Origin of the sequence: Agrobacterium sp. NPDC090283, from assembly GCF_044769685.1 — a bacterium.
GTDB lineage: Bacteria > Pseudomonadota > Alphaproteobacteria > Rhizobiales > Rhizobiaceae > Agrobacterium.
In genome coordinates this window covers 1-25,297 of sequence record NZ_JBIVYG010000025.1, presented here as the reverse complement: position 1 = coordinate 25,297, position 25,297 = coordinate 1, and the positions used below count along the sequence as shown (strand labels likewise).

19 protein-coding genes are annotated in these 25,297 nt (G+C 59.3%); 11 read left to right on the top strand and 8 right to left on the bottom strand.

Annotated features, from left to right (window positions below; all coding sequences use genetic code 11):
• Window positions 1-8: 8 nt before the first annotated feature.
• Window positions 9-575, bottom strand: a complete 567-nt coding sequence (locus tag ACIQUH_RS25335; protein WP_080828265.1) for an RNA polymerase sigma factor — start codon at window positions 573-575, stop codon at window positions 9-11.
• Window positions 575-781, bottom strand: a complete 207-nt coding sequence (locus ACIQUH_RS25330) for a NepR family anti-sigma factor (RefSeq protein WP_080820056.1) — start codon at window positions 779-781, stop codon at window positions 575-577. The genes ACIQUH_RS25335 and ACIQUH_RS25330 overlap by 1 nt, the downstream gene beginning before the upstream one ends.
• A 138-nt stretch (window positions 782-919) precedes the next feature.
• Here ACIQUH_RS25330 and ACIQUH_RS25325 point away from each other — a divergent pair, with 138 nt between their 5' ends.
• Both ACIQUH_RS25325 and ACIQUH_RS25320 read left to right on the top strand, forming a co-directional pair.
• Window positions 920-1,714 (top strand): response regulator, encoded by a 795-nt coding sequence (locus ACIQUH_RS25325; RefSeq protein WP_003522529.1) that lies wholly within the window; start codon window positions 920-922, stop codon window positions 1,712-1,714.
• Window positions 1,715-1,809: 95 nt separating this feature from the next.
• Window positions 1,810-2,799, top strand: a complete 990-nt coding sequence (locus ACIQUH_RS25320; RefSeq protein WP_400820366.1) for a sensor histidine kinase — start codon at window positions 1,810-1,812, stop codon at window positions 2,797-2,799.
• Window positions 2,800-3,081: 282 nt separating this feature from the next.
• Here the strand turns inward: ACIQUH_RS25320 and ACIQUH_RS25315 are convergent, their stop codons facing one another.
• A complete protein-coding gene (locus ACIQUH_RS25315; protein WP_400820364.1) occupies window positions 3,082-4,806 on the bottom strand; it encodes a sensor histidine kinase in 1,725 nt (574 codons plus the stop codon).
• A gap of 237 nt (window positions 4,807-5,043) precedes the next feature.
• On the opposite strand from ACIQUH_RS25315, the gene ACIQUH_RS25310 reads away from it, so the two are divergent.
• The gene (locus ACIQUH_RS25310) at window positions 5,044-5,619 is read left to right on the top strand and encodes a PRC-barrel domain-containing protein (protein WP_400820448.1); all 576 of its coding nucleotides are present in this window, start codon (window positions 5,044-5,046) and stop codon (window positions 5,617-5,619) included.
• A gap of 103 nt (window positions 5,620-5,722) precedes the next feature.
• Here ACIQUH_RS25310 and galE read toward each other — a convergent pair whose 3' ends face one another.
• The 3 genes from galE to ACIQUH_RS25295 all read right to left on the bottom strand — a co-directional run bounded on the left by galE (window position 5,723) and on the right by ACIQUH_RS25295 (window position 7,680).
• Window positions 5,723-6,706 (bottom strand): UDP-glucose 4-epimerase GalE, encoded by a 984-nt coding sequence (gene galE / locus ACIQUH_RS25305; protein WP_035239308.1) that lies wholly within the window; start codon window positions 6,704-6,706, stop codon window positions 5,723-5,725.
• Window positions 6,707-6,887: 181 nt separating this feature from the next.
• Window positions 6,888-7,325, bottom strand: a complete 438-nt coding sequence (locus tag ACIQUH_RS25300) for a hypothetical protein (protein WP_400820362.1) — start codon at window positions 7,323-7,325, stop codon at window positions 6,888-6,890.
• Window positions 7,326-7,335: 10 nt separating this feature from the next.
• Window positions 7,336-7,680, bottom strand: a complete 345-nt coding sequence (locus ACIQUH_RS25295; RefSeq protein ID WP_400820360.1) for a YqjD family protein — start codon at window positions 7,678-7,680, stop codon at window positions 7,336-7,338.
• A 282-nt stretch (window positions 7,681-7,962) separates the two neighbouring features.
• Between ACIQUH_RS25295 and nspC the strand changes: the two genes are divergently transcribed.
• The gene (nspC, locus tag ACIQUH_RS25290; RefSeq protein ID WP_400820358.1) at window positions 7,963-9,060 is read left to right on the top strand and encodes a carboxynorspermidine decarboxylase; all 1,098 of its coding nucleotides are present in this window, start codon (window positions 7,963-7,965) and stop codon (window positions 9,058-9,060) included.
• Between the two features lie 60 nt (window positions 9,061-9,120).
• Window positions 9,121-10,359, top strand: coding sequence for a saccharopine dehydrogenase family protein (locus ACIQUH_RS25285; RefSeq protein ID WP_400820356.1), 1,239 nt, complete (start codon window positions 9,121-9,123; stop codon window positions 10,357-10,359).
• 300 nt (window positions 10,360-10,659) lie between these two features.
• On the opposite strand, the gene ACIQUH_RS25280 is transcribed toward ACIQUH_RS25285, so the two are convergent.
• Window positions 10,660-12,507, bottom strand: a complete 1,848-nt coding sequence (locus ACIQUH_RS25280; protein WP_400820354.1) for a DEAD/DEAH box helicase — start codon at window positions 12,505-12,507, stop codon at window positions 10,660-10,662.
• A 390-nt stretch (window positions 12,508-12,897) separates the two neighbouring features.
• On the opposite strand from ACIQUH_RS25280, the gene ACIQUH_RS25275 reads away from it, so the two are divergent.
• The 6 genes from ACIQUH_RS25275 (at window position 12,898) to clpB (ending at window position 22,768) form a co-directional block, all read left to right on the top strand.
• On the top strand, window positions 12,898-14,175 hold the full coding sequence (locus tag ACIQUH_RS25275; protein WP_400820446.1) for an aspartate kinase: 1,278 nt from the start codon (window positions 12,898-12,900) through the stop codon (window positions 14,173-14,175).
• Between the two features lie 174 nt (window positions 14,176-14,349).
• On the top strand, window positions 14,350-16,617 hold the full coding sequence (gene ptsP, locus ACIQUH_RS25270; RefSeq protein ID WP_400820351.1) for a phosphoenolpyruvate--protein phosphotransferase: 2,268 nt from the start codon (window positions 14,350-14,352) through the stop codon (window positions 16,615-16,617).
• A 29-nt stretch (window positions 16,618-16,646) separates the two neighbouring features.
• Window positions 16,647-17,726 carry a peptide chain release factor 1 gene (prfA, locus tag ACIQUH_RS25265; RefSeq protein WP_400820348.1) on the top strand — a complete coding sequence of 360 codons (1,080 nt, stop codon included), beginning with the start codon at window positions 16,647-16,649 and terminating at the stop codon, window positions 17,724-17,726.
• Window positions 17,723-18,592: a peptide chain release factor N(5)-glutamine methyltransferase gene (gene prmC, locus ACIQUH_RS25260; protein ID WP_400820345.1), complete on the top strand. Its 870-nt coding sequence runs from the start codon at window positions 17,723-17,725 to the stop codon at window positions 18,590-18,592. The genes prfA and prmC overlap by 4 nt, the downstream gene beginning before the upstream one ends.
• A gap of 396 nt (window positions 18,593-18,988) precedes the next feature.
• Entirely contained in the window at window positions 18,989-19,777 is a 789-nt protein-coding gene (locus tag ACIQUH_RS25255) for a DUF4167 domain-containing protein (RefSeq protein WP_400820343.1), read from the top strand.
• 366 nt (window positions 19,778-20,143) lie between these two features.
• Complete coding sequence (clpB, locus tag ACIQUH_RS25250) at window positions 20,144-22,768, top strand: ATP-dependent chaperone ClpB (RefSeq protein ID WP_400820341.1); 2,625 nt, start codon at window positions 20,144-20,146, stop codon at window positions 22,766-22,768.
• A gap of 68 nt (window positions 22,769-22,836) precedes the next feature.
• Here clpB and ACIQUH_RS25245 read toward each other — a convergent pair whose 3' ends face one another.
• Window positions 22,837-24,783 (bottom strand): M23 family metallopeptidase, encoded by a 1,947-nt coding sequence (locus ACIQUH_RS25245; protein WP_400820338.1) that lies wholly within the window; start codon window positions 24,781-24,783, stop codon window positions 22,837-22,839.
• Window positions 24,784-25,297: the final 514 nt, after the last annotated feature.

Here is a 25,297-nt window from a genome sequence, read left to right as displayed (position 1 = left end):
CCGTTTTCTCAGCGCGCCGTGGCAGCGGCGGTCACCGCGCTCATCTGCGCGTCGGGACCGAATTCGTTTTCATTTTCGATGCCGAGCAATTCCTGCAGACGCAGCCTTGCGCGGCTGACGCGGCTCTTGATCGTACCTACGGGGCAACCGCAGATTTCGGCGGCTTCCTCGTAAGCAAAACCCGAAGCCCCGATCAGCAGGATCGCCTCACGCTGGTCGTCCGGCAGTTTTGCGAGCGCTGCGCGGAAATCCTGAAGATCCACCGAACCGTGCTGTTCCGGCGGCACCGAAAGACGCGAGGTGTAAACCCCGTCCGTATCCTGCACTTCGCGGCCGGATTTGCGAATCTGGCTGTAGAACTCGTTGCGCAGGATCGTCACCAGCCATGCCCGCATATTGGTGCCGGGCTGAAAGCTGTCCTGTTTCGCCCAGGCCTTCATGATCGTGTCCTGCACGAGGTCGTCTGCACGGTCCCTCGAACGGATGAGTGAAATCGCAAACGCGCGCAGATTCGGCAGCGCCGCCAGCATTTCCCGCTTGAAATTGTATTCTGTCTGCTCCGGCTCTTTCGCCATCATTCCTCCGAAGCCTTTATTTTGGCTTTGCTTTCGGCTTCATCGAGTTTTTCGAGAAGATCGAGGAATTTGTCAGGGATGCCTTCATCCTGAACGGCATCGTAAAGCTCCCTGAGCTTACGGGAAATCACCGCCCGCCCGGAGTGCGGAACCTGGGGGGCGGCCGAATTGTCCGGCTGATCTTGGTCCGATTGAAATATGCTCATAACGTCCGGTATTCCTTTTTCGTCGTGGCAAAGAATGCGCGGTGAAAAAAATAGTTCCGACTTTTCGGAACTTTTTTTGCAATGCGCACGTTGCTATCGTGGGTTTGCGTTGCAGACCGCATGAAAGGGGAGAATTCCATGTCAGTTTCTACACGCATCGCACCGCACCTGCCATATCTGCGCAGGTTCGCGCGTGCCGTTTGCGGCTCACAATCGACGGGCGATGCCTATGTTGCGGCAACACTCGAAGCTCTGATCGCCGATATCAGCATCTTTCCACAGACAAGCAGCGATCGCGTTTCGCTTTATCAATTGTTCGTATCGATCTTTAGTTCCGTCACGATCAATATTAAGACCGATGAAAACCTGTCCGGATGGGAAAAACGCGCCTCGGCCAACCTCTCCGCCGTGCCGGCGCTGGCCCGTCAGGCTTTCCTGCTCACTACGGTCGAAGAATTCACGCCTTCGGAAACCGCAGAAGTTCTGAAAGTCTCCGAGGATCAGGTCGGCAAGCTGATCGACGAGGCGGCGTCTGAAATCGCCCGGCAGGTGGCGACCGATATCATGATCATCGAGGACGAACCTCTGATCGCCATGGATATCGAACAGATGGTCACCGATCTCGGTCACCGTGTCACGGGCATCGCCCGCACGCATACGGAGGCGCTCGATCTCTTCCATCGCACCCAGCCGAAGATGATCCTGGCCGATATCCAGCTCGCCGATGGCAGCTCCGGTCTCGATGCGATGAAGGATATCCTGCAGATGACCACCCTCCCGGTGATCTTTATCACGGCCTTCCCCGAGCGTCTTTTGACAGGCGAGCGACCGGAGCCGACCTTCCTCGTGACGAAGCCGTTCAATCCGGACATGGTGAAAGCGCTTATCAGCCAGGCCCTGTTTTTCAACGAAAGCTCACGCGTCGCGGCGTGAATTTTGCCGAAACCGTGGAATGACCGGGAACCAGTGTGGTACCCGGGCGTTGGCGGTTACGGTCGTGGGGCTTTCCCGCGGCTTTCTGCAAGGAGATGAATTTGCATCGGCTGGCATGGCATAACGCGGAGAGGGACGAAAGCGAACTTCACGATTCGCTTGTCCTTGCCTTGCTCGATTCGGGCGAGACAGTCATGCTGCAGGACTGGAACCGCGACTATATATTCGTGGCCAATCTGCCGGATGTCTGGAAACTTCCGGCCGATTCCCGGCCGACCGATGAAAATCTGTTCGGCAACGATCTCTCCGCCCGGCTTGCAGACCTCAAGAAGGACATGAACGCTGCGGGTAGCCGCGGCATGCTGGAAGTCAATGCCGGCAATGATCGGGTTTTCCAGTTTCAGGTTCATTCCACCTTCAACCAGTCGAATCAGATGGTGATGAAAACCACCATTCGCGAAGTGACGGCGGAAAGGCGGCGCGAGCAGCTCCTGCGCTCGCTACTGCGCGAGGTCAGCCACCGTTCCAAAAACCTCTTGGCGATCATCCAGAGCCTTGCGGGCCAGACGGCCCGTTTCAGCCTGACCAAGGATGATTTTCTGCGCAAGTTCCGCGGCCGGCTGCATGCCCTTGCCCAAAGCCAGGATCTCATCACGGATTCGGACTGGCGGGGCGCGCGGATATTCGAACTGCTGCGCCAGCAATTCGATCTTTATGTGCCGGAATATCCGAACCTCATCCATATGGAAGGCGAAAACCTGCTGCTCAATCCGAATGGCGCGCTTTATATCGGGCTCGCCTTCCATGAGCTGGTTGTCAACACCGTCAGCCACAGTGGCAATCTTGCCTATCACCCGCCCATATCCCTGCAATGTCGCCAGGAGGGTGATTTTTATATCGTTGAATGGAATGAGCCGATGATGCCGTCGAAAGAGCCGGCGGAGGCCCGGCGCGGCAGCTTCGGCAGCGTGGTGCTGGAAAAGGTGGTTCCGTCCGCCTTGGGGGGAAGCGCTGAATATGTGTTGACGCCGGAGCGGATCGTCTACCGGCTGAAATTCCCTTCCGGCAACGGCGCGGATACCTGAAATCCCGATATAATCCGCAGCACCGGGTCCACTTTCATTTCGTGTCGACAAAAACAAAAAGCACGGCTCATGAAAGAGCCGTGCTATTTTTATGACAGGTTTTCAGGGGCGAAACCTGTTTATTTTCAGCCAAGCTTCAGGCGGGGACGGGGGAATTGCTTGGCCTGCAGTAAAAACACACCTGACGGGATTCGGTTCCCGAAAAATGCATTTTTTTGACGTTGAGCAAAATACCGGTCGTTTTTGCGCCTGCACGGCGGGTTCGGTCCGCAAGTCTCGGCCTCAATGCGTGCCTGTCTGATCCGATCGTTTGGGCGTGAAATAACGCATCGGCGCTTCCAGCGACCACTCGAAACCGGATTCGCGATATTCTGTCAGCACCTGTCCGCCGAAGGCGCCTTCCGCGTGCCTTTTGATGACGGTGGTGCCGAAGCCCTTGCGGCTCGGCTCTCTGGCCGGCGGTCCGCCCGTTTCGGTCCAGACAAGATGGATCATCTGTCGCCCGTCTTTTTCAAGTGACTGCCAGCGCACGGTGATTTTTCCCGATGGAACCGACAACGAGCCATATTTAATGGAATTCGTCGTCAGCTCATGGATCACCAGACCGAAATTCTGCGCCGCTTCCGGGGAAAGCATGAAATCATCCCCGACCAGCACGATGCGCTGCGCCACGGTGCCGAAAACATCGAGGTGGGTCTCGATCAGCTTGCGGATCGGCAGACCCTGCCATTGAACTTCCGCCAGAGCCCGGATCGACATTCCAAGGCCGCGCAGGCGGTGATCGACCTCCTTTTGAAATTCCGGAATGCTTTTATTTTCGCGCCCCAATTGCCGTATCATCGCCTGAACCAGCGTCAGAATGTTCTTGGAACGGTGAACCAGCTCGTGCAGTAGCAATTGCAGCCGCTCTTCCGACTGGCTTCTGTCGAAGGATGCGTTGGAGAGCGCTATGGCGACCTGGTTCGCCTCCTTTATCTTGGTATCGACGGGTGCGACGATCTCGCCTTCGCCGATGCGCTCGGCCATCAAAGTCAGGTCACGAATGGAACTGCGCAATTGCCGGCCGACCAGATAGGCGCCGCCAATGGCAATCAGCACCAGCATCAGACTGCCGATCATCATCTGCCGCCAGGTGTCGATCAGCGCCGCCTGGCTCGCGGCGAGCGGCCCCCACATCACCGTTTTCCATTGCCAGCCCGGCAATTGAGCGTAGGCGTAGAGATTACCCTTGCCGTCAAAAAAATTGCCGCTGAAGGCCTGCATTTCCGAAAGGATATCGGGAGTGACAAACGGCTTGCCCACTTCCGCCTCATCGGGCGCGCTTGAGGCGACAACGCGGTTGGTGCCGTCAATGATGGCGACCGCCCAGTTGCGCGGCAGGTTTTCCGTGGGGATGAGCCGGCTCAAATCGCTGGTATTCTGCGTCAGGATCAGGGCGTCTCCGGCGGGGTCGAGGTCCGGGCCGAGCGGCATGGTGACGTTGAACACCCATTCCTTGCTGGTCGAGCCGAAAAACATGTCGGAGACGGTGATGCGGCGGGAGTCGATCGCCCTGACCAGATTGGCTTCCGTCGGCACCTTGCCGAGCGGCTGGCCATAGGGCACGCGGGTGTTGAGACGCTGCTGGCCATCCTTGGTGGCGAGAATGGCGTAGAGGCCCTCCCGCTTCAGACTGTCGGCGACACGTCCCTGAAACGCGGCGAGGTTGCCGCTCTCGAGTTCCGGAAATTGCGACAGGAGATTGAGCGAGGTGGCGATTTCCTGCAGGCGGCGGTCGATGTTGCGGGAGACCACCCGCACATCCTCGATGGTTTCCCGCTGCAGGTCGTCGCGTTTTTCCGCCTCGAGACGCAGCATCAGATAGCCGCCGAAAAGAATGAGCGGCAGGGTAATGACGGTAGCCATCACCACCAGATAGGTGCCGATGGAGGCGGTCGGGAAAAAATTCGCGCTGCGCCGACGCAAAGCCGAGATCATGTCTTTCAGTCTGTTGCCGGGTCGAGGCATACAAAAAACTCCGGCAGTTATGGCATTGTTACGACACGGATAATACCGCGCTGTCCCCCTTTAGCAATGCCTGATTTTTACCTTCGGTTGTTGCGGCAGGCGACAATTGCAAACGGCGTGATTGAAAAAATCGGAACTATTTCAACGACCAACCCGTTTGCCAGACGAACCGGCCGAGGAGCGGATATGAAATTCATCACCGCCGGCCAGTTGAGAACGATGAAAGGTAGGTACGAAATGGCAAAGAAACTTACAATCCTCGTCACCGCCGCCCTGATGGGCACGACGGCTTTCGCGCCGCTGGCCATCGCTCAGGGCACCACCCAGCCTGCGCCGGCAAATCCGAGTGCGCAGACGGAGCCGGCAACCCCGCCTGCCACCCCGATGACGCCTGCAACTACTGCGACCAATGACAGCGCGGCCACAACGACGGGTGGCGCCTATCTGACCGAACAGGGCGAAACGCAGGTCAGCGCCAACGACTATATCGGCAAGGCGGTCTATACCGCAGCCGATGAAAGCATCGGTAACGTCACCAACCTGATCATGGAAGAAGATGGTGGTCTGGTTGCGGCCGTGATCGGCGTCGGTGGCTTCCTGGGTATCGGTGCAAAGGACGTTGCCGTTCCGATGGACAAGGTAACGATGACGCGCAACGCGCAGGACGGCACCATCCGCCTGACGACGACGGAAACGGCGGAAACGCTGAAGGCCGCCCCCGAATTCAAGACGCTGGAGCAGAAGGCCAGCGAAAAGAATGCGGCAACGCCGGCGGCTCCCGACAGCACGACGACATCAGCCACCAAGCCCTAATTCCCATACCTGGGAGGCAGGAGCGGGACAGGCTTCAATCAGCTGTCCCGCGAGAGGCACCGGCCAACAGGCCGGTGTCTTTTTATGTTTGTTCGCCGGCTGTTCAATCCCCGGCATTGCGGGAGGAATGCCACGCCCAGGCGGATTTGATTATGTCCGACAGGGAATAACGCGGTTCCCAGCCGAGAACCTCCTTCGCCTTGTCGTTATTGGCGACGAGCGTCGTGGAATCGCCGTCGCGCCGCCCGGTATATTCGACCGGGAAGGGGCGGCCGGAAACGTCCGAAATCGCCGCCAGCAGTTCCTTCACCGTGGTGCCGGTGCCGGTGCCGAGGTTGAGTTCGACGGTTTCCCCGCCGGCCAGCAGATAATCCACGGCCCGCACATGCGCATCGGCGAGATCGAGAATGTGGATATAGTCACGCACGCAGGTGCCGTCGCGCGTGTCGTAATCCGTACCGAACACCTTGAAGCCCTGACGCCGGCCGAGTGCGGCCTCGATGGCGAGCGGGATCGCGTGGGTTTCCGGCTTGTGCCATTCGCCGATGCGGCCTTCGAAATCCGCGCCGGCGGCATTGAAGTAGCGCAGCATCACCGAGCGCAGCCCCTTATAGGTGCTGTAGTCCTTCAGCGCCTGTTCCACCACCCATTTGGTGCGGCCATAGGGGTTGATCGGCGCCTGCCGGTGCGTTTCGTCGATCGGCACCTGTTCCGGCAATCCGTAAGTGGCGCAGGTGGACGAGAAAACGAAGGCCGTGACGCCGGCATCGATGGCGGCGGAGAGCAGGTTGAGCGAGCCGATGACGTTATTGTCGTAGAAAGCGACGGGCTGCTTGACCGATTCGCCGACCTCGATCAGCGCGGCGAAATGGAGAACGGCCTCCGGCCGGTGCTTGGCGAAGACCTCGTCCAGCCGCGCCCGGTCGCGAATATCACCCTGTTCGAAGGGCCCCCAGCGGACGAATTCCTCATGCCCGTTGGACAGATTGTCGAAAACGACAGGTTCATATCCTCGCTCAGACAGGAGAAGGCAGGTGTGCGAACCGATATAGCCGGCACCGCCGACGACAAGGACTTTCTTCTTCATCAATTGCCTTTCAGAAAATTACGGACGCGCCGAGACTGCCCGAGACTGTATGTCACTTTGTTCAAATAAGGGCGGCGTGGCGGGTAACGCCATCAACCAGTCTATCCTTCGCGGGTAACACAAAAAAAACCGCGCATCCATCGTCTGGACGCGCGGTTCGCCTTGTCGTGTCGCCAAGAAATTACTTGGACTTTTTCGTATTGACCCTTGTGGCCAGGAAACCGGCCGCGACAGCCACGGCGAGCGTTGCATAAGGCCGGGCCTGGATCGCCAGTGTCAGCAGCGATTGCAGGGCCAGAGGCGCCGCAGCTAGCGGCGCCGCCGTCAGAGGGGCGACAGCGGGCCTTACGGCATAGGCTCTCGGACGTTTGACGATCGCCAGCGCCACCAGCATGATGACACCGAGCAGGAATGCCGTGCCGGCGACGACGAGCGCCGCAGGCCCGGCGCCCACATGCCGGGCGAGATAGATCGACCCCGCCACCACGGCGGCGACGAAGGCGATCAGGAAGAATATCCCGGTCAGAACATACAGGATTATGGTCGCGCGCAGCCGTCGTGTAACGACGCGCCCTTCGCGCTGGGTCTCCCCCAGATAGACCAGCAATGCCTCAAGCATGAGCGCTGCCTTATCGACGTGTCAGAAGGGCGAGCACGAAGCCGACGCCGACGGCAATGCCGAGGGATTGAAGCGGGTTCTTCTGGACGTGATCGGTCAGATTGTCGTTCAGCGTGGAAATTTCATTGCGGACGCTGTCGGCCATTTCGCCAGAGGCGGTGAGGGCATCGTCGGCAACCCGGGCGGCCTGCGCCTTCAGCTCGTGCGAAGCGCCGACGCCGAGCGCCTTCACGCTCTTGGCAAGATTTGCCAGGTCTTCGCGAAGCTGGGCGAGTTGTGCCGCCACATCGGCCGCATCACCGTTTTCGAGGGATTGCTGGATCTTGTCGTTCACGCTGCTACGCACGCTTGCCATAGGTGAAGTCCTTCCTGAACATCGTTGATGGGAATGGCGACATGTTACAGACTGCCGCCGCTCACAAGCCTTCGTTACGGCGGCCAAAACACCCGCCTGTCCGTCATTCAAACGCGTCCATGCCGGCTTGGTTCCGCAAGGGGAGGTGTTTTCTTCACCGGCATTTCGGCTCGGGGGCGATTTTCCGGGAATTCGGTGCCGGACATTTGTTTTCCTGTCACAAGCATCATATAAGGCCCATCATCGAGACGTACCTTGACTTCAATCAATATGTGAAACGACATGCTCCAGACGCCCTATTACCTCATCGACAAGACAAAACTTCTTCGCAACATGGAGAAGATTGCCTATGTGCGGGAAAAATCCGGCGCCAAGGCGCTCTTGGCGCTGAAGTGCTTCGCCACATGGTCGGTGTTCGATTTCATGTCGCAATATATGGATGGCACCACCTCGTCCTCGCTTTATGAGGTGCGTCTCGGCCGCGAGAAATTCGGCGGTGAGACCCATGCCTATTCCGTTGCCTATGCCGATTACGAAATCGACGAGGTGATTGCGAATGCCGACAAGATCATCTTCAATTCCATCGGCCAGCTCGAACGTTTCGCCGACAAGGCCTCCGGTATTACCCGCGGTCTGCGCCTCAATCCGCAGGTCAGTTCCTCGAGCTTCGATCTTGCCGATCCTGCGCGCCCCTTCAGCCGGCTGGGCGAATGGGATGTCGCCAAGGTCGACAAGGTCATGGACCGCATTTCCGGATTCATGATCCACAATAATTGCGAAAACAGCGATTTTTCCCTGTTCGACAGGATGTTGACGCAGATCGAGGAGAAATTCGGATCGCTGCTGTCGCGTGCGGAATGGGTGAGCCTCGGCGGCGGCATCCACTTCACGGGCGAGAATTATCCGCTCGACCAGTTCTGCGACCGTCTCCGGGCGTTCTCGGAAAAATACGGCGTGCAGGTCTATCTGGAGCCGGGCGAAGCCTCGATCACCAAGAGCACGACGCTGGAAGTGACGGTTCTCGACACGTTGTTCAACGGCAAGAACCTCGCCATCGTCGACAGCTCCATCGAAGCGCATATGCTCGATCTCCTGATCTACCGCGAAACCGCCAAGGTGTCGCCGAATGAGGGCGAGCATCCCTATATGGTCTGCGGCAAGTCCTGCCTCGCGGGCGATATTTTCGGCGATTTCCGCTTTGACACGGCGCTGAAGGTCGGCGACCGCATCTCCTTCCAGGACGCGGCCGGTTACACCATGGTCAAGAAGAACTGGTTCAACGGCGTGAAGATGCCGACGATTGCCATCAAGGAACTCGACGGCAGCGTGCGCGCCGTTCGTGAATTCGACTTTGCCGATTTCGAGCAAAGCCTGTCTTAAACCCTGTTTTTAACATGAAACGAAGCTCATCCCTGCGGGGAAAAGGAGGCATCACCTGAAATGAAGAAGAACGTTCTGATCATCGGCGCCGGTGGCGTAGCACAGGTCGTGGCGCATAAATGCGCCCAGAACAGCGATGTATTGGGAGACATTCATATTGCGTCACGGACTTTGGAAAAGTGCCGCAAGATTGTCGAGTCCGTACGCGAAAAGAAGAGCCTCAAGACAGATGTGAAACTTGAGGCCCATGCGCTTGACGCGATGGATATCGAGGCGACGAAAGCCTTGATCAAAAAAACCGGCGTGGAAATCGTCATCAATGTCGGTTCGGCTTTCGTCAACATGTCCGTTCTTCGTGCCTGCATGGACACGGGTGTTGCCTATATGGATACGGCGATCCACGAGGATCCGACCAAGATCTGCGAAGCGCCGCCGTGGTACGGAAACTACGAATGGAAGCGCGCGGAAGAGTGCAAGGAAAAGGGCGTTACCGCCATTCTCGGCGTCGGTTTCGATCCGGGCGTGGTGAACGCCTATGCGCGTCTCGCCAAGGATGACTATTTCGACAAGGTCACCTCGGTCGATATCGTCGATATCAATGCCGGCAGCCACGGCCGCTGGTTCTCGACCAACTTCGACCCGGAAATCAACTTCCGCGAATTCACCGGCGTCGTTTATTCCTGGCAGAAGGGTGAGTGGCAGACGAACCAGATGTTCGAAGTCGGCCAGGAATTCGATCTGCCGGTCGTCGGCAAGCAGAAGGCCTATATGACCGGCCATGACGAAGTACATTCGCTGTCCAAGAACATGGACGGCGCCGATGTGCGCTTCTGGATGGGCTTCGGCGATCACTATATCAACGTCTTCACCGTGTTGAAGAATCTCGGCCTCCTGTCCGAAAAGCCGGTCAGGACGGCTGAAGGTCTCGAAGTCGTGCCGCTGAAGGTGGTCAAGGCCGTGCTGCCCGATCCGTCTTCGCTGGCGCCCGATTACGTCGGCAAGACCTGCATCGGCGATATCGTCAAGGGTATCAAGGACGGCAAGGAACGCGAAGTCTTCATCTACAACGTGGCCGACCATAAGGAAGCTTACGAAGAAGTCGGCTCGCAGGGCATTTCCTACACCGCCGGCGTTCCGCCGGTCGCCGCTGCCATGCTCATCGCCACCGGCGAATGGGATGTGAAGCAGATGGCCAATGTGGAAGAGCTGCCGCCGAAGCCGTTCCTGAACATCCTGAACAAGATCGGTCTTCCGAACCGCATCAAGGACGAAAACGGCGATCGCGCGCTGGAGTTCTGATTGCAGGCGTTGTGATTGCGTTAAACAGAAAGCCCCGCGAAAGCGGGGCTTTTTTGTTGGTGGCGACGTCTACCGACCCTAATAGTTTTGGCGAGTTCGTAGCATCCTTACCGTCACCCCGGATTTAGTCCGGGGTCCAGCGCGATCAAGTCCTTGATCGCGGGAGAGTCTTCTCACGGCGCAGACGCGCCGTGGCTGGATGCCGGCTCAAAGGCCGGCATGACGGCAGAAACCTTGCTGCCGGTCTCAAGTTTCAGATGAACGGGAGCCGAAATTGCCGAGGCTTGTGAAGAGTGGTCCTCAGCCCTTCGTCGGCTTCGGTCCACGCTTCTCGAAGGGCTTGTCCTTCTTGCCCTCGTATTTCGGCTTGTCGCCGAAGGGCTTTTTCTTCTTCCAGGGCTTGTCGTCGCCCTTGCGGTCATCGCGGGGGCCGCTCGCATTGTCCGTCTTGCTGAATTTCCGCTGAGCCTTGGCCGGGCGCGTGTCTTCGCGGAAGCCGCCGGTCATTTCCGGCTTGCCTTCCAGCGCCTTCAGGCGAATGCCCTTTTCGAGCGTCATGTCCTTGCCGATGGCCGAGGTGAAACGGTCGACGGCATCGGCCGCCAGTTCCACGAAGGTTTCCGTCTGCTGCATGCGGATCGCGCCGATATCCTGGCGGGTGATCTTGCCGAAACGGCAGAGCATGGGGATAAGCCAGCGCGGTTCGGCGCTCTGCTTGCGGCCGACGGACAGCGAAAACCAGGCGCTGTCGGCAAAATCGGAGCGTTCGCGGCGCGGGGCGTTGTTTTCGACCGTCTCGAAACTGTCGCGGCGCGGCTTGCGGCTGTTGTCGAGCGACACTTCGGTGATGTCTTCCGGCGCGGAACGTCCGGCATGGTAGAGGCGCACAAAGGCGGCGGCGACCTTTTCGGCGCCATGCTGTTCGAGCAGCTTGGTGACGAAATCGCGCTCGTCCTCGGCCACGGCCTCGGTGAGCGACGGATCGGCCAGAAGCCGGGCGCCGTCGCGCTCAACGATCTCTTCGGCGGAAGGCGGGTGAACCCATGCCGGGCTGACCTTGGCGCCTTCCAGCAGGCGTTCGGCCTTGCGGCGCTGGTTGACCGGCACGACGATGGCGCTGACGCCCTTCTGCCCGGCGCGGCCGGTACGGCCGGAGCGGTGCAGAAGCGTTTCGGAATTGGTCGGCAGGTCGGCATGGATGACGAGTTCGAGACCCGGCAGGTCGATACCGCGGGCGGCGACGTCGGTCGCCACGCAGACACGGGCGCGGCCGTCGCGCATGGCCTGCAGCGCATGGGTGCGCTCGTTCTGGGTGAGTTCGCCGGAGAGAGCAACGACGGCGAAGCCGCGATTGTTCAGGCGTGCCGTCAGATGGTTCACCGCCGCACGGGTGGAGCAGAAGACGATGGCGTTGCGGGCCTCGTAAAAACGCAGCGCATTGATGATGGCGTTTTCACGGTCGGCCGGGGTCACCAGCATGGCGCGATATTCGATATCCACATGCTGCTTCTGTTCGGAAGCGGTGGCGATGCGTACGGCGTTCTTCTGGTAGCTTTCGGCCAGCTTGGCGATGCTGCGCGGCACGGTGGCGGAGAACATCAGCGTGCGGCGATCCTCTGGCGATTCCTCCAGAATGAATTCCAGATCTTCGCGGAAGCCGAGGTCGAGCATCTCGTCGGCTTCGTCAAGCACAACAGCGCGGATCGACGACAGATCGAGCGCGTTGCGCTTGATGTGGTCGCAGAGACGGCCGGGCGTGCCGACGACAATATGAGCGCCGCGCTCCAGCGCTCGGCGCTCATTGCGGATATCCATGCCGCCGACGCAGGAAGCAATGGAAACGCCGGCAAACTCATAAAGCCATTCCAGCTCGCGCTTGACCTGCATGGCCAGTTCGCGTGTGGGGGCAATGGCAAGGGCCAGAGGTGCAGAGGCCTGACCGAAACGGGTGTTTTCACGCAGCAGCGTGGTCGCGAGCGCGATGCCGAAGGCGACCGTCTTGCCGGAGCCGGTCTGCGCGGAAACCAGCGCGTCCTTGTCGGCAAGCTCCGGCGCAAGCATGGCCTGCTGCACGGGGGTCAAGTCTTTGTAGCCGCGTTTTTCCAACGCCTGCGCGATCGCCGGGGCGATACCCTGGGTGTCTGTCATCTACCGTCTTTCGGATATGAAGCTGCCCGCATCCGCCCGAAACCAATAGATCCTAAAGTCTCCGGGGCAGCCGATACGGGCCATTTCGGCCATCTGGCCGGTTGCATTGCCGCGCTCATACTGCGAATGGGCCGGTTTGTACAGTGCACTGCGGTACGCTCTTTTACGGGTACTTTATGCCGCCGACGTTTCCTCCTGCCATTGTTGCGTGCCGCCACTCCATAAAAAGGCGTACCGCATGGTTCATAAACGGCATTGCGTGCCCCCCGCCTTTTCGCTAAGAGACCCGCAACTTGAGGCTCTTTGTCAGGAAGGGCCGACTGGGTTTGTTCTTGTCCGTCCGCTCTTTGAACGAGCCGGCGGGAAAATGGGATGGTACTGGTCAAGGCTATGGCTCGCATTGTCATGAAATTCGGCGGCACGTCCGTCGCGAACCTCGAACGCATTCACAATGTCGCACGGCATGTGAAACGCGAAGTGGATGCCGGCCATGAAGTGGCCGTGGTCGTTTCCGCCATGTCCGGCAAAACCAATGAGCTGGTGGACTGGGTGCAGAACGCCGCGAAAGTGGCCGGCGCCAACGCCGCCTCGTTTTTCGACGCGCGCGAATATGACGCGGTCGTCGCATCCGGCGAACAGGTGACCTCGGGTCTTCTGGCGATCACGCTGCAATCCATGGGCATCAATGCGCGCTCCTGGCAGGGCTGGCAGATCCCGATCCGCACCGACAATGCGCATGGCGCCGCCCGCATTCTCGAAATCGACGGTTCGGATATCGTCCACCGCATGGGCGAGGGACAGGTTGCCGTGGTTGCCGGTTTCCAGGGCATCGGCCCGGATAATCGCATCGCGACGCTCGGCCGCGGCGGTTCGGACACCTCGGCCGTCGCCATCGCCGCCGCTGTCAAGGCGGATCGTTGCGACATTTATACGGATGTCGATGGCGTCTACACGACCGATCCGCGCATCGAGCCGAAGGCTCGCCGCATGAAGAAGATCGCCTTCGAGGAAATGCTCGAAATGGCTTCTCTCGGCGCGAAGGTTCTGCAGGTTCGCTCGGTCGAGCTTGCCATGGTACACAAGGTGCGCACCTTCGTTCGCTCCAGTTTCGAGGATCCCGATGCGCCGGGCATGGGCGACCTCATCAACCCGCCCGGTACTTTGATTTGTGACGAGGATGAAATCGTGGAACAGGAAGTCGTAACCGGCATCGCCTATGCCAAGGATGAAGCACAGATCTCGCTGCGTCGCGTGGCCGACCGTCCGGGCGTTTCCGCCGCGATCTTCGGACCGCTCGCTGAAGCGCATATCAATGTCGACATGATCGTGCAGAACATCTCCGAAGACGGTTCGCGCACGGACATGACCTTTACGGTTCCTTCGGGCGACGTTGCCAAGGCGCTCAAGGTTCTCGACGACAACAAGGCCCAGATCGGCTTCGACGTCGCGCAGAACGAGACGGGTCTTGCCAAGGTTTCGGTCATCGGCATCGGCATGCGCAGCCACGCCGGCGTTGCCGCCAGCGCCTTCAAGGCACTGGCCGAGAAGAACATCAACATCAAGGCGATCACCACGTCAGAGATCAAGATTTCGATCCTGATCGACGGCGCCTATGCTGAACTTGCGGTTCGCACTTTGCATTCCGCTTACGGCCTCGATAAGAGCTAAGCCGAGACATCGGTTCCCGATGCTCCGATTCTTCGGAGTTGCGTTCTTCCGATGTGGCGTTTCATGAAAGCGTGTCCCTTGCGGGACGCGCTTCTCGCGCTATAAATTTTTAAATGACGTTTTGATTCTCGAATATTATGACATTCGGATCGGAAGCGTCGGGGAGCAAACGCGATGAGAGACCTTTCCGCAGGTCCGCGCGTCCTGCTCAAGCGGCTGCGCGAAATGATGGCGGAGCACCTTGAACCGCAGGAGCGTCTGGACCAGATCGTCCGTCAGATTGCCAGCAACATGGTGGCGGAGGTTTGCTCTGTATACGTGCTGCGTTCCGACAGCGTGCTGGAACTTTACGCGACCGAAGGTCTGAACAAGGATGCCGTGCATCTTGCCCAGCTGAAAATGGGGCAAGGTCTTGTCGGCACCATCGCCGCTTCGGCCCAGCCGCTCAATCTTTCCGATGCGCAGGCGCATCCCGCATTCCGCTATCTTCCTGAAACCGGTGAGGAAATTTATCATTCCTTCCTCGGCGTGCCGATTTTGCGTTCCGGTCGCACTCTTGGCGTTCTTGTGGTCCAGAACAAGGCCAGCCGAACATACCGGGAGGATGAAGTGGAAGCGCTTGAGACAACCGCGATGCTCATTGCCGAAATAGTGGCGAGCGGCGAGTTGAAGAAGATCACGCGCCCCGGCGTGGAGCTTGATCTGACGCGCGCCGTTTCCATCGATGGCGACGGTTATGGCGAAGGCATCGGCCTTGGCCATGTCGTGCTGCATGATCCGCGAATCGTCGTCACCAATCTTCTGAACGAGGATGCGGATACGGAAATCCGCCGTCTTGCCGACGCCATCGGGTCTCTGCGCCTGTCGATTGACGACATGTTGCAGCGCCGCGATGTCCCGACCGAGGGTGAGCACCGCGAGGTTCTGGAAACCTACCGCATGTTCGCCCACGATCAGGGCTGGGTGCGGCGCATGGAAGAGGCGATCCGTAACGGCCTGACGGCGGAAGCGGCGGTCGAGAAGGTGCAGAGCGACACCAAGGCGCGCATGATGCGCCTGACCGATCCTTATCTGCGCGAACGCATGCATGATTTCGACGATCTCGCCAACCGGCTGCTGCGCCAGCTGATCGGTTTTGGCGGTCGTGGGCCGGAGCAGGATTTCCCGCTCGACGCCATCGTGCTTGCCCGCGCCATGGGTGCTGCCGAACTGCTCGATTACCCGCGTGAAAAACTGCGAGGTCTGGTGCTCGAAGACGGCGCGGTGACGAGCCATGTCGTTATCGTGGCGCGCGCCATGGGTATTCCGATCATCGGCCAAGCGGCCGGCATCGTCGCGCTGGCGGAAAACAACGATCCGATCATCATCGATGGCGATGACGGTCAGGTGCATCTGCGCCCGATGTCGGATCTGCAACACGCTTATGAAGAAAAGGTGCGGCTGCGTGCCCGGCGGCAGGAGCAGTTCCGCGCGCTGCGCAATGTCGAGCCGATCACCAAGGATGGCCAGAAGGTCAATCTGAAGATGAATGCCGGCCTGCTGGTCGACCTGCCGCAGCTGGAGGAATCCGGCGCCGATGGTATCGGCCTGTTCCGCACCGAGCTGCAATTCATGATCGCCTCCAACATGCCGAAGGGCGAGGAGCAGGAGGCTTTCTACCGCTCCGTTCTGCGCCAGGCCAAGGGCAAGAGCGTTACCTTCCGCACACTGGATATCGGCGGCGACAAGGTCGTTTCTTATATGCGCGGCCAGGAAGAGGAAAACCCGGCGCTCGGCTGGCGGGCGATCCGCCTGTCGCTTGACCGGCCGGGCCTGATGCGCACGCAGATGCGCGCGCTTTTGCGCGCCGCCTCCGGTGCTGAGTTGCGCATGATGTTGCCGATGGTGACGGAAGTGTCCGAAATCCGCGCCGCGCGCGACCTGTTGCAGAAAGAAGTGCAGCATCTTTCGAAATTCAGCCATGCGCTGCCGAAAAAGCTGCAATTCGGCGCGATGCTGGAAGTGCCATCCCTCATGTGGCAGCTCGATGAGCTGATGCAGGAGGTGGATTTCGTCTCCGTCGGCTCGAACGACCTGTTCCAGTTCTCGATGGCGGTCGATCGCGGCAATGCCCGGGTTTCGGATCGTTTCGACACTCTCGGCAAGCCGTTTCTGCGCATTCTGCGCGATATCGTGCGCGCCGGCGAAAGGCACCATACTTCCGTTACGCTGTGCGGCGAAATGGCGAGCAAGCCGCTTTCGGCCATGGCTTTGATTGGTCTCGGCTTCCGTTCTGTTTCCATGTCGCCGACGGCAATCGGTCCGGTCAAGGCCATGCTGCTCGGGCTCGATGCCACAAAGCTTGCCGAAGATCTGAACGCGGCGCTGGACGATCACAATTCGCTGGAAAGCGCGCGCGAGGTGTTGTTACGCTTTGCCGCGACGCATTCCATTCCCATTTAAAAAGACCTGTTTCATTATTGGAGTGACTGGTGGCGAAGCTTCCCGTCGAAAAAATGCACGAGTTGGAAAGACGTTTCGGCGAGATCGAAGCGCGCATGTCGGCCGGCCCGGCAGCGGATGTCTATGTGAAGCTCGCTTCGGAATATTCCGAACTCGAGCCCGTGGTGAAGAAAATTCGCGACTACGAAAAGGCGGTTTCCGAGGCCGCCGATCTGGAAGCGCTGCTTGCCGATAAAACCACCGACAAGGACATGCGCGATCTGGCGGAAATGGAGCTGCCGGACATCGAGAGCCGTATCGAAGAGCTTGAGAAGGACATGCAGGTCCTCTTGCTTCCCAAGGATGCGGCGGACGAAAAAAGCGCGATCCTTGAAATCCGCGCCGGCACCGGCGGTTCCGAGGCGGCATTGTTCGCCGGCGATCTGTTCCGCATGTATGAGCGTTTCGCTTCGACCAAGGGCTGGAAGGTGGAAGTGCTCTCTGCCAGCGAAGGTGAAGCGGGTGGCTACAAGGAAATCATCGCCACAATCAGCGGGCGAGGGGTGTTCTCCAAGCTGAAATTCGAATCCGGCGTTCACCGGGTGCAGCGTGTGCCGGAGACGGAAGCGAGCGGTCGCATCCACACCTCTGCCGCAACCGTCGCAGTGCTTCCGGAAGCGGAAGATATCGATGTCGAAATCCGCCCGGAAGACATCCGCATCGATACGATGCGCGCTTCGGGTGCCGGCGGCCAGCACGTCAACACCACCGACTCTGCCGTTCGCATCACCCATCTTCCAACGGGCCTTATCGTCACGAGCTCGGAAAAATCGCAGCACCAGAACCGCGCCAAGGCCATGCAGGTCCTGCGTTCGCGTCTTTATGACATCGAGCGGCAGAAGGTGGAGAGCGAACGTTCGGCCGACCGCAAGAGCCAGGTCGGTTCCGGCGATCGTTCCGAGCGTATCCGCACCTATAATTTTCCGCAGGGCCGTGTCACCGATCACCGTATCAATCTCACGCTTTACAAGCTGGATCGCATGATCGAAGGCGAGATCGACGAGCTTGTGGATGCGCTGATCGCCGATTATCAGGCCGGCCAGCTGGCACAGCTTGGCGAGCAGCTTTGAGCGCGGGGGCTGAAGCAAGTGTCGCGAGTGCGCTTGCCGCCGCTCGCAAAAGGCTGCAGGCAGCCGGGATCGATGATCCGCTTCTCGATGCACGGCTGCTGATTGCGGAAGTCGTCGATTTTTCATTGACCGATTTCGTGATGAAGTCTGAGCGGCCGGTCACCTCGGAAGAAAACGCCCGTATTGTCGCCATGATCGAACGTCGGGCCAGCGGTGAACCCGTTCATCGCATTCTCGGTCACCGGGAGTTTCATGGTCTCGATCTTCTTTTGTCGAAGGAGACGCTCGAACCCCGGCCGGACACGGAAGTTCTCGTCGATACGCTGTTGCCGGCGTTAAAAGAGACGGTTTCCCGAAAGGGTAGCGCCCGCATTCTGGATTTGGGCACGGGAACGGGTGCGATCTGTCTGGCGCTTTTAAAGGAATGTGCGCAGGCATCCGGCATCGGCAGTGATATTTCCGCGGACGCACTGGAAACGGCGGCCAGAAATGCCGCCCGAAATGGTCTTGCTTCACGCTTCGAAACCATTCGCAGTAACTGGTTTGAAAAAATCTCTGGCCGCTTTGACATAATTGTGTCGAATCCGCCCTATATAAAGACTGATATCGTCGCAACGCTCGACCAAGAGGTTCGTAATCACGATCCGATGGCTGCGCTGGACGGAGGTCAGGACGGCCTTGCACCGTACCGCCTCATCGCTGCCGACGCGGGCCGCTTTCTTGTGGAAAACGGGATTGTCGGTGTGGAGATCGGTTTCGATCAAAGGCTTGATGTTTCCGCTATATTTGCTGCCCACGGTTTCTCTCTTCTGGATGCCGTGAAGGATTATGGCGGTAACGACAGAGTTTTGACCTTCCGGAGATAGTTGTTCGCGATATGTCTGCGGATTTTTTGCAAGGATATTTTGCACAGCAAAAGAAAAGGCTTGGATTTCCGCAGGAAGCGGGATAGTTTGCGGCCACATGCCGGGTGGCTGAGGACGAACTGAGATTCGTCAGGGTATGGGTCAGTCCCGAAGCGGGTTCTTTTGAGAGCCCTGAAAGGCTGGGCGTTTCCGGCATGTGAATCAGTAAACTTTGTTCGCAGGCGGCTCGGTGCAGCATTTGCGCAGCCGGTCGTCATACGCGAGGTCTTGCCCTGGGGTTATCTTCGGCAAGACGCGTGATGGAGCAATTTCAGGAAAAATTTCCAGCGGTTTTCCGCCCGGAATTGCATGAAAACAACCAGATTGTCAGCAAAACAGAATTCAGGTGAGCAATTGATGAGGCCAGGACAGCAAAACAAGCGCGGCCGGGGGCGTGGAAACAACAACAATAACAATGGTGGCGGTAACAATAACAACTTCAACCGCAAGGGCGGCAATCCGCTCACCAGGACTTATGACAGTTCCGGCCCCGATGTTAAAATCCGTGGCACAGCCCAGCATATAGCGGAAAAATACGCGGCTCTGGCGCGCGACGCGCAGAGTTCCGGCGACCGCGTGATCGCTGAGAACTACCTGCAGCACGCTGAACATTATAACCGTATCATCGCTTCGGCCCAGGCCCAGATGCAGGAACGTTTCCAGCGCGACGACCGTGGCGAGTACAATGCCGCCGATGGCGACGAAATGGATATGAATGACGGCGACGACAACGTCGTTGCACCGCAGCAGCAGGCCGAACAGGTCGAGCGCGCGCAGCAGCCGGAACGCCAGGAACGCACTGAGCGGAACGAGCAGCGCCAGGAACGCCGTGAGCGTCCCGACCGCCGCGAGCGGCAGGAGCGCCAGCCGCGCCAGCCGCAGGTGGCCGCCGAACAGCAGCCGCCGGTCTATGACGCCAGCCAGGCGCCGCAGCCCGTCATCGAAGGCACGCCCATGGAAGTGGCCGTCGAGGAAGAGCAGCAACAGGCGGAAGCTCCTGCCGAACGCGCACCCAAGGCGCGCCGGGCAACCGGTCCGCGCCAGCGCCGTCCGCGCCGCACCGCCGCTGCGGAAGGTGCCGAAGGCGAAGATGCGCCGGCCGGTGAAGAGGCCCCAGCTGCCACGCTTGAGAATGCCGCTGAATAAGCAGCGTCTGCAAATCAGCCCCGCTATTGAAAAACTCCGGTTCGCCGGAGTTTTTTGTTTTTCGGCGATGGGTGTGAAACAGACCGGGCGTCCCGGGCGTGATCGAAGGGCGGAATTGATGCCTGTCATGTCAGGCGAAAATTTCCCGAACAGCGGAATTCCGCCCCTTTAAACCCATGAAAATGCCTCCCATATTCGTGCAGGAAGGACGGAAGCCGCATTCGCCGGCAACCGGCCATCAAGAGGCGGCAATCGTGAAATCCTTAAAACACGGCTGTCGTAGCGGGGCTTGCCTTTGAGGGAGCCTCAACCCTAACACCCGGATCCGTGCCGAAAGCGGGCGGGCCGGTCTATGGAGGTTCGACTATGAATATTGAAAAATACTCCGAACGCGTTCGCGGTTTCCTGCAATCGGCGCAAACCTTTGCGCTTGCCGAAAACCATCAGCAGTTTTCGCCCGAACATGTTCTGAAAGTTCTGCTTGACGACGAGCAGGGAATGGCCGCGTCGCTGATCGAGCGTGCGGGCGGCGACGCCAAGGAAGCGCGTCTCGCCAATGACGCAGCCCTTGCAAAATTGCCCAAGGTTTCCGGCGGCAATGGCGGCCTTTCGCTGACGGCGCCGCTCGCCAAGGTTTTCTCCACTGCTGAAGATCTTGCCAAGAAGGCTGGCGACAGTTTCGTCACTGTCGAGCGCCTTTTGCAGGCGCTTGCGATTGAAAGTTCCGCCACCACCTCGGCTTCCCTGAAAAAGGCGGGTGCAACGGCGCAGGCGCTCAACCAGGTCATCAACGATATCCGCAAGGGCCGCACGGCTGACAGTGCCAATGCCGAACAGGGTTTTGACGCGCTGAAGAAGTTTGCGCGTGACCTGACGGAAGAGGCCCGTGAAGGCAAGCTTGACCCTGTCATCGGCCGTGACGACGAAATCCGTCGCACCATTCAGGTTCTGTCGCGCCGCACCAAGAACAATCCCGTGCTGATCGGTGAACCCGGCGTCGGTAAAACGGCGATTGCCGAAGGGCTTGCGCTGCGCATCGTCAATGGCGATGTGCCTGAGAGCCTGAAGGACAAGAAGCTGATGGCGCTCGACATGGGCGCGCTGATCGCCGGCGCGAAATATCGCGGTGAGTTCGAAGAGCGCCTGAAGGCCGTGCTTAATGAAGTGCAGGCCGAAAATGGCGGCATCATCCTGTTCATTGACGAAATGCACACGCTGGTCGGCGCCGGCAAGGCCGATGGCGCAATGGATGCGTCCAATCTGCTCAAACCTGCGCTTGCCCGCGGTGAGCTGCACTGCGTTGGCGCCACCACGCTCGATGAATATCGCAAGCATGTGGAGAAGGATCCGGCCCTTGCCCGCCGTTTCCAGCCCGTACTGGTGGATGAACCGACCGTCGAAGACACCATCTCGATCCTGCGCGGCCTGAAGGAAAAATACGAACAGCACCACAAGGTCCGCATCTCGGATTCGGCCCTGGTTGCGGCTGCGACGCTTTCCAACCGCTACATCACCGACCGGTTTCTGCCGGACAAGGCAATCGACCTGATGGACGAGGCCGCTTCGCGTCTTCGCATGCAGGTGGATTCCAAGCCGGAAGAACTGGACGAACTGGATCGCCGCATCATTCAGTTGAAGATCGAGCGCGAAGCCCTGAAGCAGGAAACGGACCAGTCTTCCGTCGACCGCCTCAAGAAGCTCGAGGACGAGCTGGCTGACACCGAAGAAAAGGCAGATGCGCTGACGGCCCGCTGGCAGGCGGAAAAGCAGAAGCTCGGCCATGCCGCCGACCTCAAGAAGCGGCTGGACGAAGCCCGTAACGAACTGGCGATTGCCCAGCGCAATGGTCAATTCCAGCGCGCCGGCGAGCTGACCTATGGCATCATTCCCGGCCTCGAAAAGGAACTGGCTGCGGCGGAAGCCCGTGATAGCAGCGGTGCCGGCTCGATGGTGCAGGAAGTGGTGACGGCGGATAATATCGCCCATGTCGTATCGCGCTGGACGGGCATTCCGGTCGACAAGATGCTGGAAGGCCAGCGCGAAAAGCTGCTGCGCATGGAAGACGAGCTTGCCAAGTCCGTTGTCGGGCAGGGTGAGGCCGTTCAGGCCGTGTCCAAGGCGGTTCGCCGCTCGCGCGCCGGCCTGCAGGATCCCAACCGGCCGATCGGTTCGTTCATCTTCCTTGGCCCGACGGGCGTGGGCAAGACCGAGCTGACCAAGTCGCTCGCCCGGTTCCTGTTCGACGACGAAACCGCGATGGTTCGGCTCGACATGTCGGAATATATGGAGAAACACTCCGTTGCCCGGCTGATCGGCGCGCCTCCCGGCTACGTCGGCTACGAGGAGGGCGGTGCGCTTACGGAAGCGGTTCGCCGCCGGCCCTATCAGGTCGTATTGTTTGACGAGATCGAAAAGGCGCATCCGGATGTGTTCAACGTCCTGCTGCAGGTGCTGGATGATGGCCGCCTCACGGATGGCCAGGGCCGCACCGTCGATTTCAAGAACACCATCATCATCATGACCTCGAACCTCGGTTCGGAATTCATGACGCAGATGGGCGACAATGATGACGTGGATTCGGTTCGTGATCTGGTAATGGAGCGGGTCCGGTCGCATTTCCGTCCGGAATTCCTCAACCGTATCGACGATATCATCCTGTTCCACCGCCTGCGGCGCGACGAAATGGGGGCCATCGTCGAGATCCAGCTGAAGCGCCTCGTCTCGCTTCTGGCCGATCGCAAGATCACGCTGGAGCTGGATGAGGATGCCCGCAACTGGCTCGCCAACAAGGGTTACGATCCGGCTTACGGCGCGCGTCCGCTGAAGCGGGTGATCCAGAAATCGGTTCAGGACCGGCTCGCCGAAATGATCCTCGGCGGTGAAATCCCCGATGGATCGCGGGTCAAGGTGACCTCGGGCACCGACCGGCTGCTGTTCAAGGTCAAGCCCGCCAAGGGTGAGGCCGAAGCTGAAACGGCCGATGCGGCCTAAAATGAAAGGGCTCCGGAAACGGAGCCCTTTTCACATGGCGGGGATTGTCGTTCGGGTCTTCCCGTAGATCAGCGGCTCGCCACCTGATTGGGCTTTTCGTCGATATTCAGCAGATTGTCGATGCGTTTTCTCTCATCGGAGAAACGCGCCAGCGCCTCGCCGGAAAGCGACTTGCCGCCCGGCAGGCGTACCTTCATCGCATCCACCTTGGTGCCGTTGACGATCAGCTCGTAATGCAGATGCGCGCCGGTTGAAAGACCTGTCGATCCCACATAACCGATGACCTGACCCTGCCGGACCTTGGAACCTTCGGTGACGCCCTTGGCGATGGCGCTCTGGTGGTTATAGGAGGAGACATAGCCGTTGGCATGGCGGATCAGCGTCTGGTTGCCGTAACCGGAGGCCCATCCGGCCTTTTCGACAGTGCCGTTGCCCGTCGCGATGATCGGCGTGCCGCGGGCGGCGGCCCAGTCGGTGCCGGTATGCATGCGGCTGAACTTCAAAACCGGATGGCGGCGCATGCCGAAACCTGAGGTCATGCGACCGTTCGGAACGGGGTTGCGCAAGAGGAACTGCCGGATACTTTTGCCATTCTCGTCGAAATAATCGATGCTGTTGTCGTCCGGGTTCTGGAAGCGGTAAAAACGCGTCTCGTTGTCGCCGAATTTGGCATTGACGTAGAGCAGTTCCGACTTGTCCGTCGCCTTGCCATCCGCGTCTTCCACGGAGAAAAAGGCTTCCAGCGTATCCGCCGGCTTGAGCTGCGCCTGAAAATCGACGCTGCTGGCCAGAAGCTTGATGAGCTGGGAAACCATGCTCTGGTTCATGCCATAGGCCAAAGCCGCACGGTAGACCCCGTCATAAACGCTCGGCAGATCGCGACCGGCGGCAGGGGCCGGGGTGCTGTCGAAGGCGGTCGCCACGGCATCGAGCTTCGGCGGTTCGCTGGCCTTGATGAAACGTTTGCTGTCATCAATGGCCATGGTGACCATGTGGCGGCCCTTGCGATAAAGGCTCACGCGGACAATGTCGCTTTTCTCGTCTTCCTGAATAATGCCGACGCGCAGCACGTCGCCGCTCTCGACATCGTTCGACTGGATTTGCGGTGAAAGCAGCCCGGCGATCTCCGACGATTGTGCCTTCGAATAGCCCGCGCCGAAGAGGGCGGCTTCGATGGTCTCGGTCTGGCGGGCCGGGATCACGTCGTCGGCATATTCCTTGACGGGCACCGAGGCTGACTGCGGGGTCGAAACCGACATGTTCTGTTCGACAACGCGGGCGGCAAGGCCGGCGGTAATGTCGACATCGCCGTCATCATTATCGAAACGGCGCGGGTCGATGTAATAAAGCGCCGCAACCTGCTCGTTACCGTCAGTCAGGATCGAGCCGTTGGAACGGACGGCTTCCTCGACCTCATCGAAGCTCAGGGAGCCGGCAAAGGCATATTTGGAATGCTGGACGGGGAAAGCCACGGTTTTCAGGCTGACTTCGGATTCCACTTCGGAGCCATAGATCGTTCCGGTGCGGCTCGCCGCCGGAGCGGGAGCGTCCTTGTCGTCATTGCTCGCAAAGATATTCAGGGGGTCGAAGGCGGGATAGTCGTCCTGCTTGGCATAATTCGACGCCAGCGGAATCTTGACATGCGAGAAGGGGACCTTGCGAACGACTTCCTTGTCACCTTCATTGATGACGGTGGAAACTTCCATGATCGACCGGTCGGATGGCCGGGCCGCGATATTGGGTGCGACGAGGCGCTTGCCGCGGCGGGCGGCTTCCGTGGCATTGTTGCCCATATCCGCCTTGGCGAAGGCTTCGGCGGGAATGGCAAGCTGCTGGCGGCCGTCGAGAGCGGCAAACAGCGCAACCCCCATCAATATGGAAGAGGTAATGCCGGTCAGGAACGTGCCGGACAGCCATCGGAGCGAAATTTCGCGACGATCGGGTGCACGGCGCCCTTCCGCCAGAATTGGCGGTTCCGTGCCTAGCGACCGGATCACGTTGCGATCCGCAGTCATACTGGCTGTGCCCCGTCGGTCATGCGCTCTCCAGAAACTTCAGGCGAAGGTGTGCAACTTTCAAAGCCGGGAGTCAAATCATCGACGCACCGGGCAGATACATTGCAGCGCGCTATATAAGGCCGTCCGCAGACAGGCCCCGTGTTAACGCTTCGTTGACAAAGCAATTAGTGAGGAACCGGGCTAAAAGAAGGCGCGATCCGCGTCCTGCGGGTCCGCCCGCCCTTCTCCTGTGTAAAACCGCCGCGGTTATCGGGACGCATAGGGGCAGCAATCGCTAAAAAATGAAATAGACCATAAATTTCAGCCACTTGTCGAATTTCGTATATTTTTCGAATTTGGGCTGTTGACTTGTTCGGGGTGGTTCTCTTATAAGTCCGCTCACTGAACGAGGGCGGCGGCGCTGCTGGCGACGAAGACTTTCGTTCTAAATAAATCAGGAAGATGAGCTGCTTGCTTGTTGGTTTCGGGGCTTATGGCTTTGAGGCGGATGATTATTTGACTGCTTAGAGTG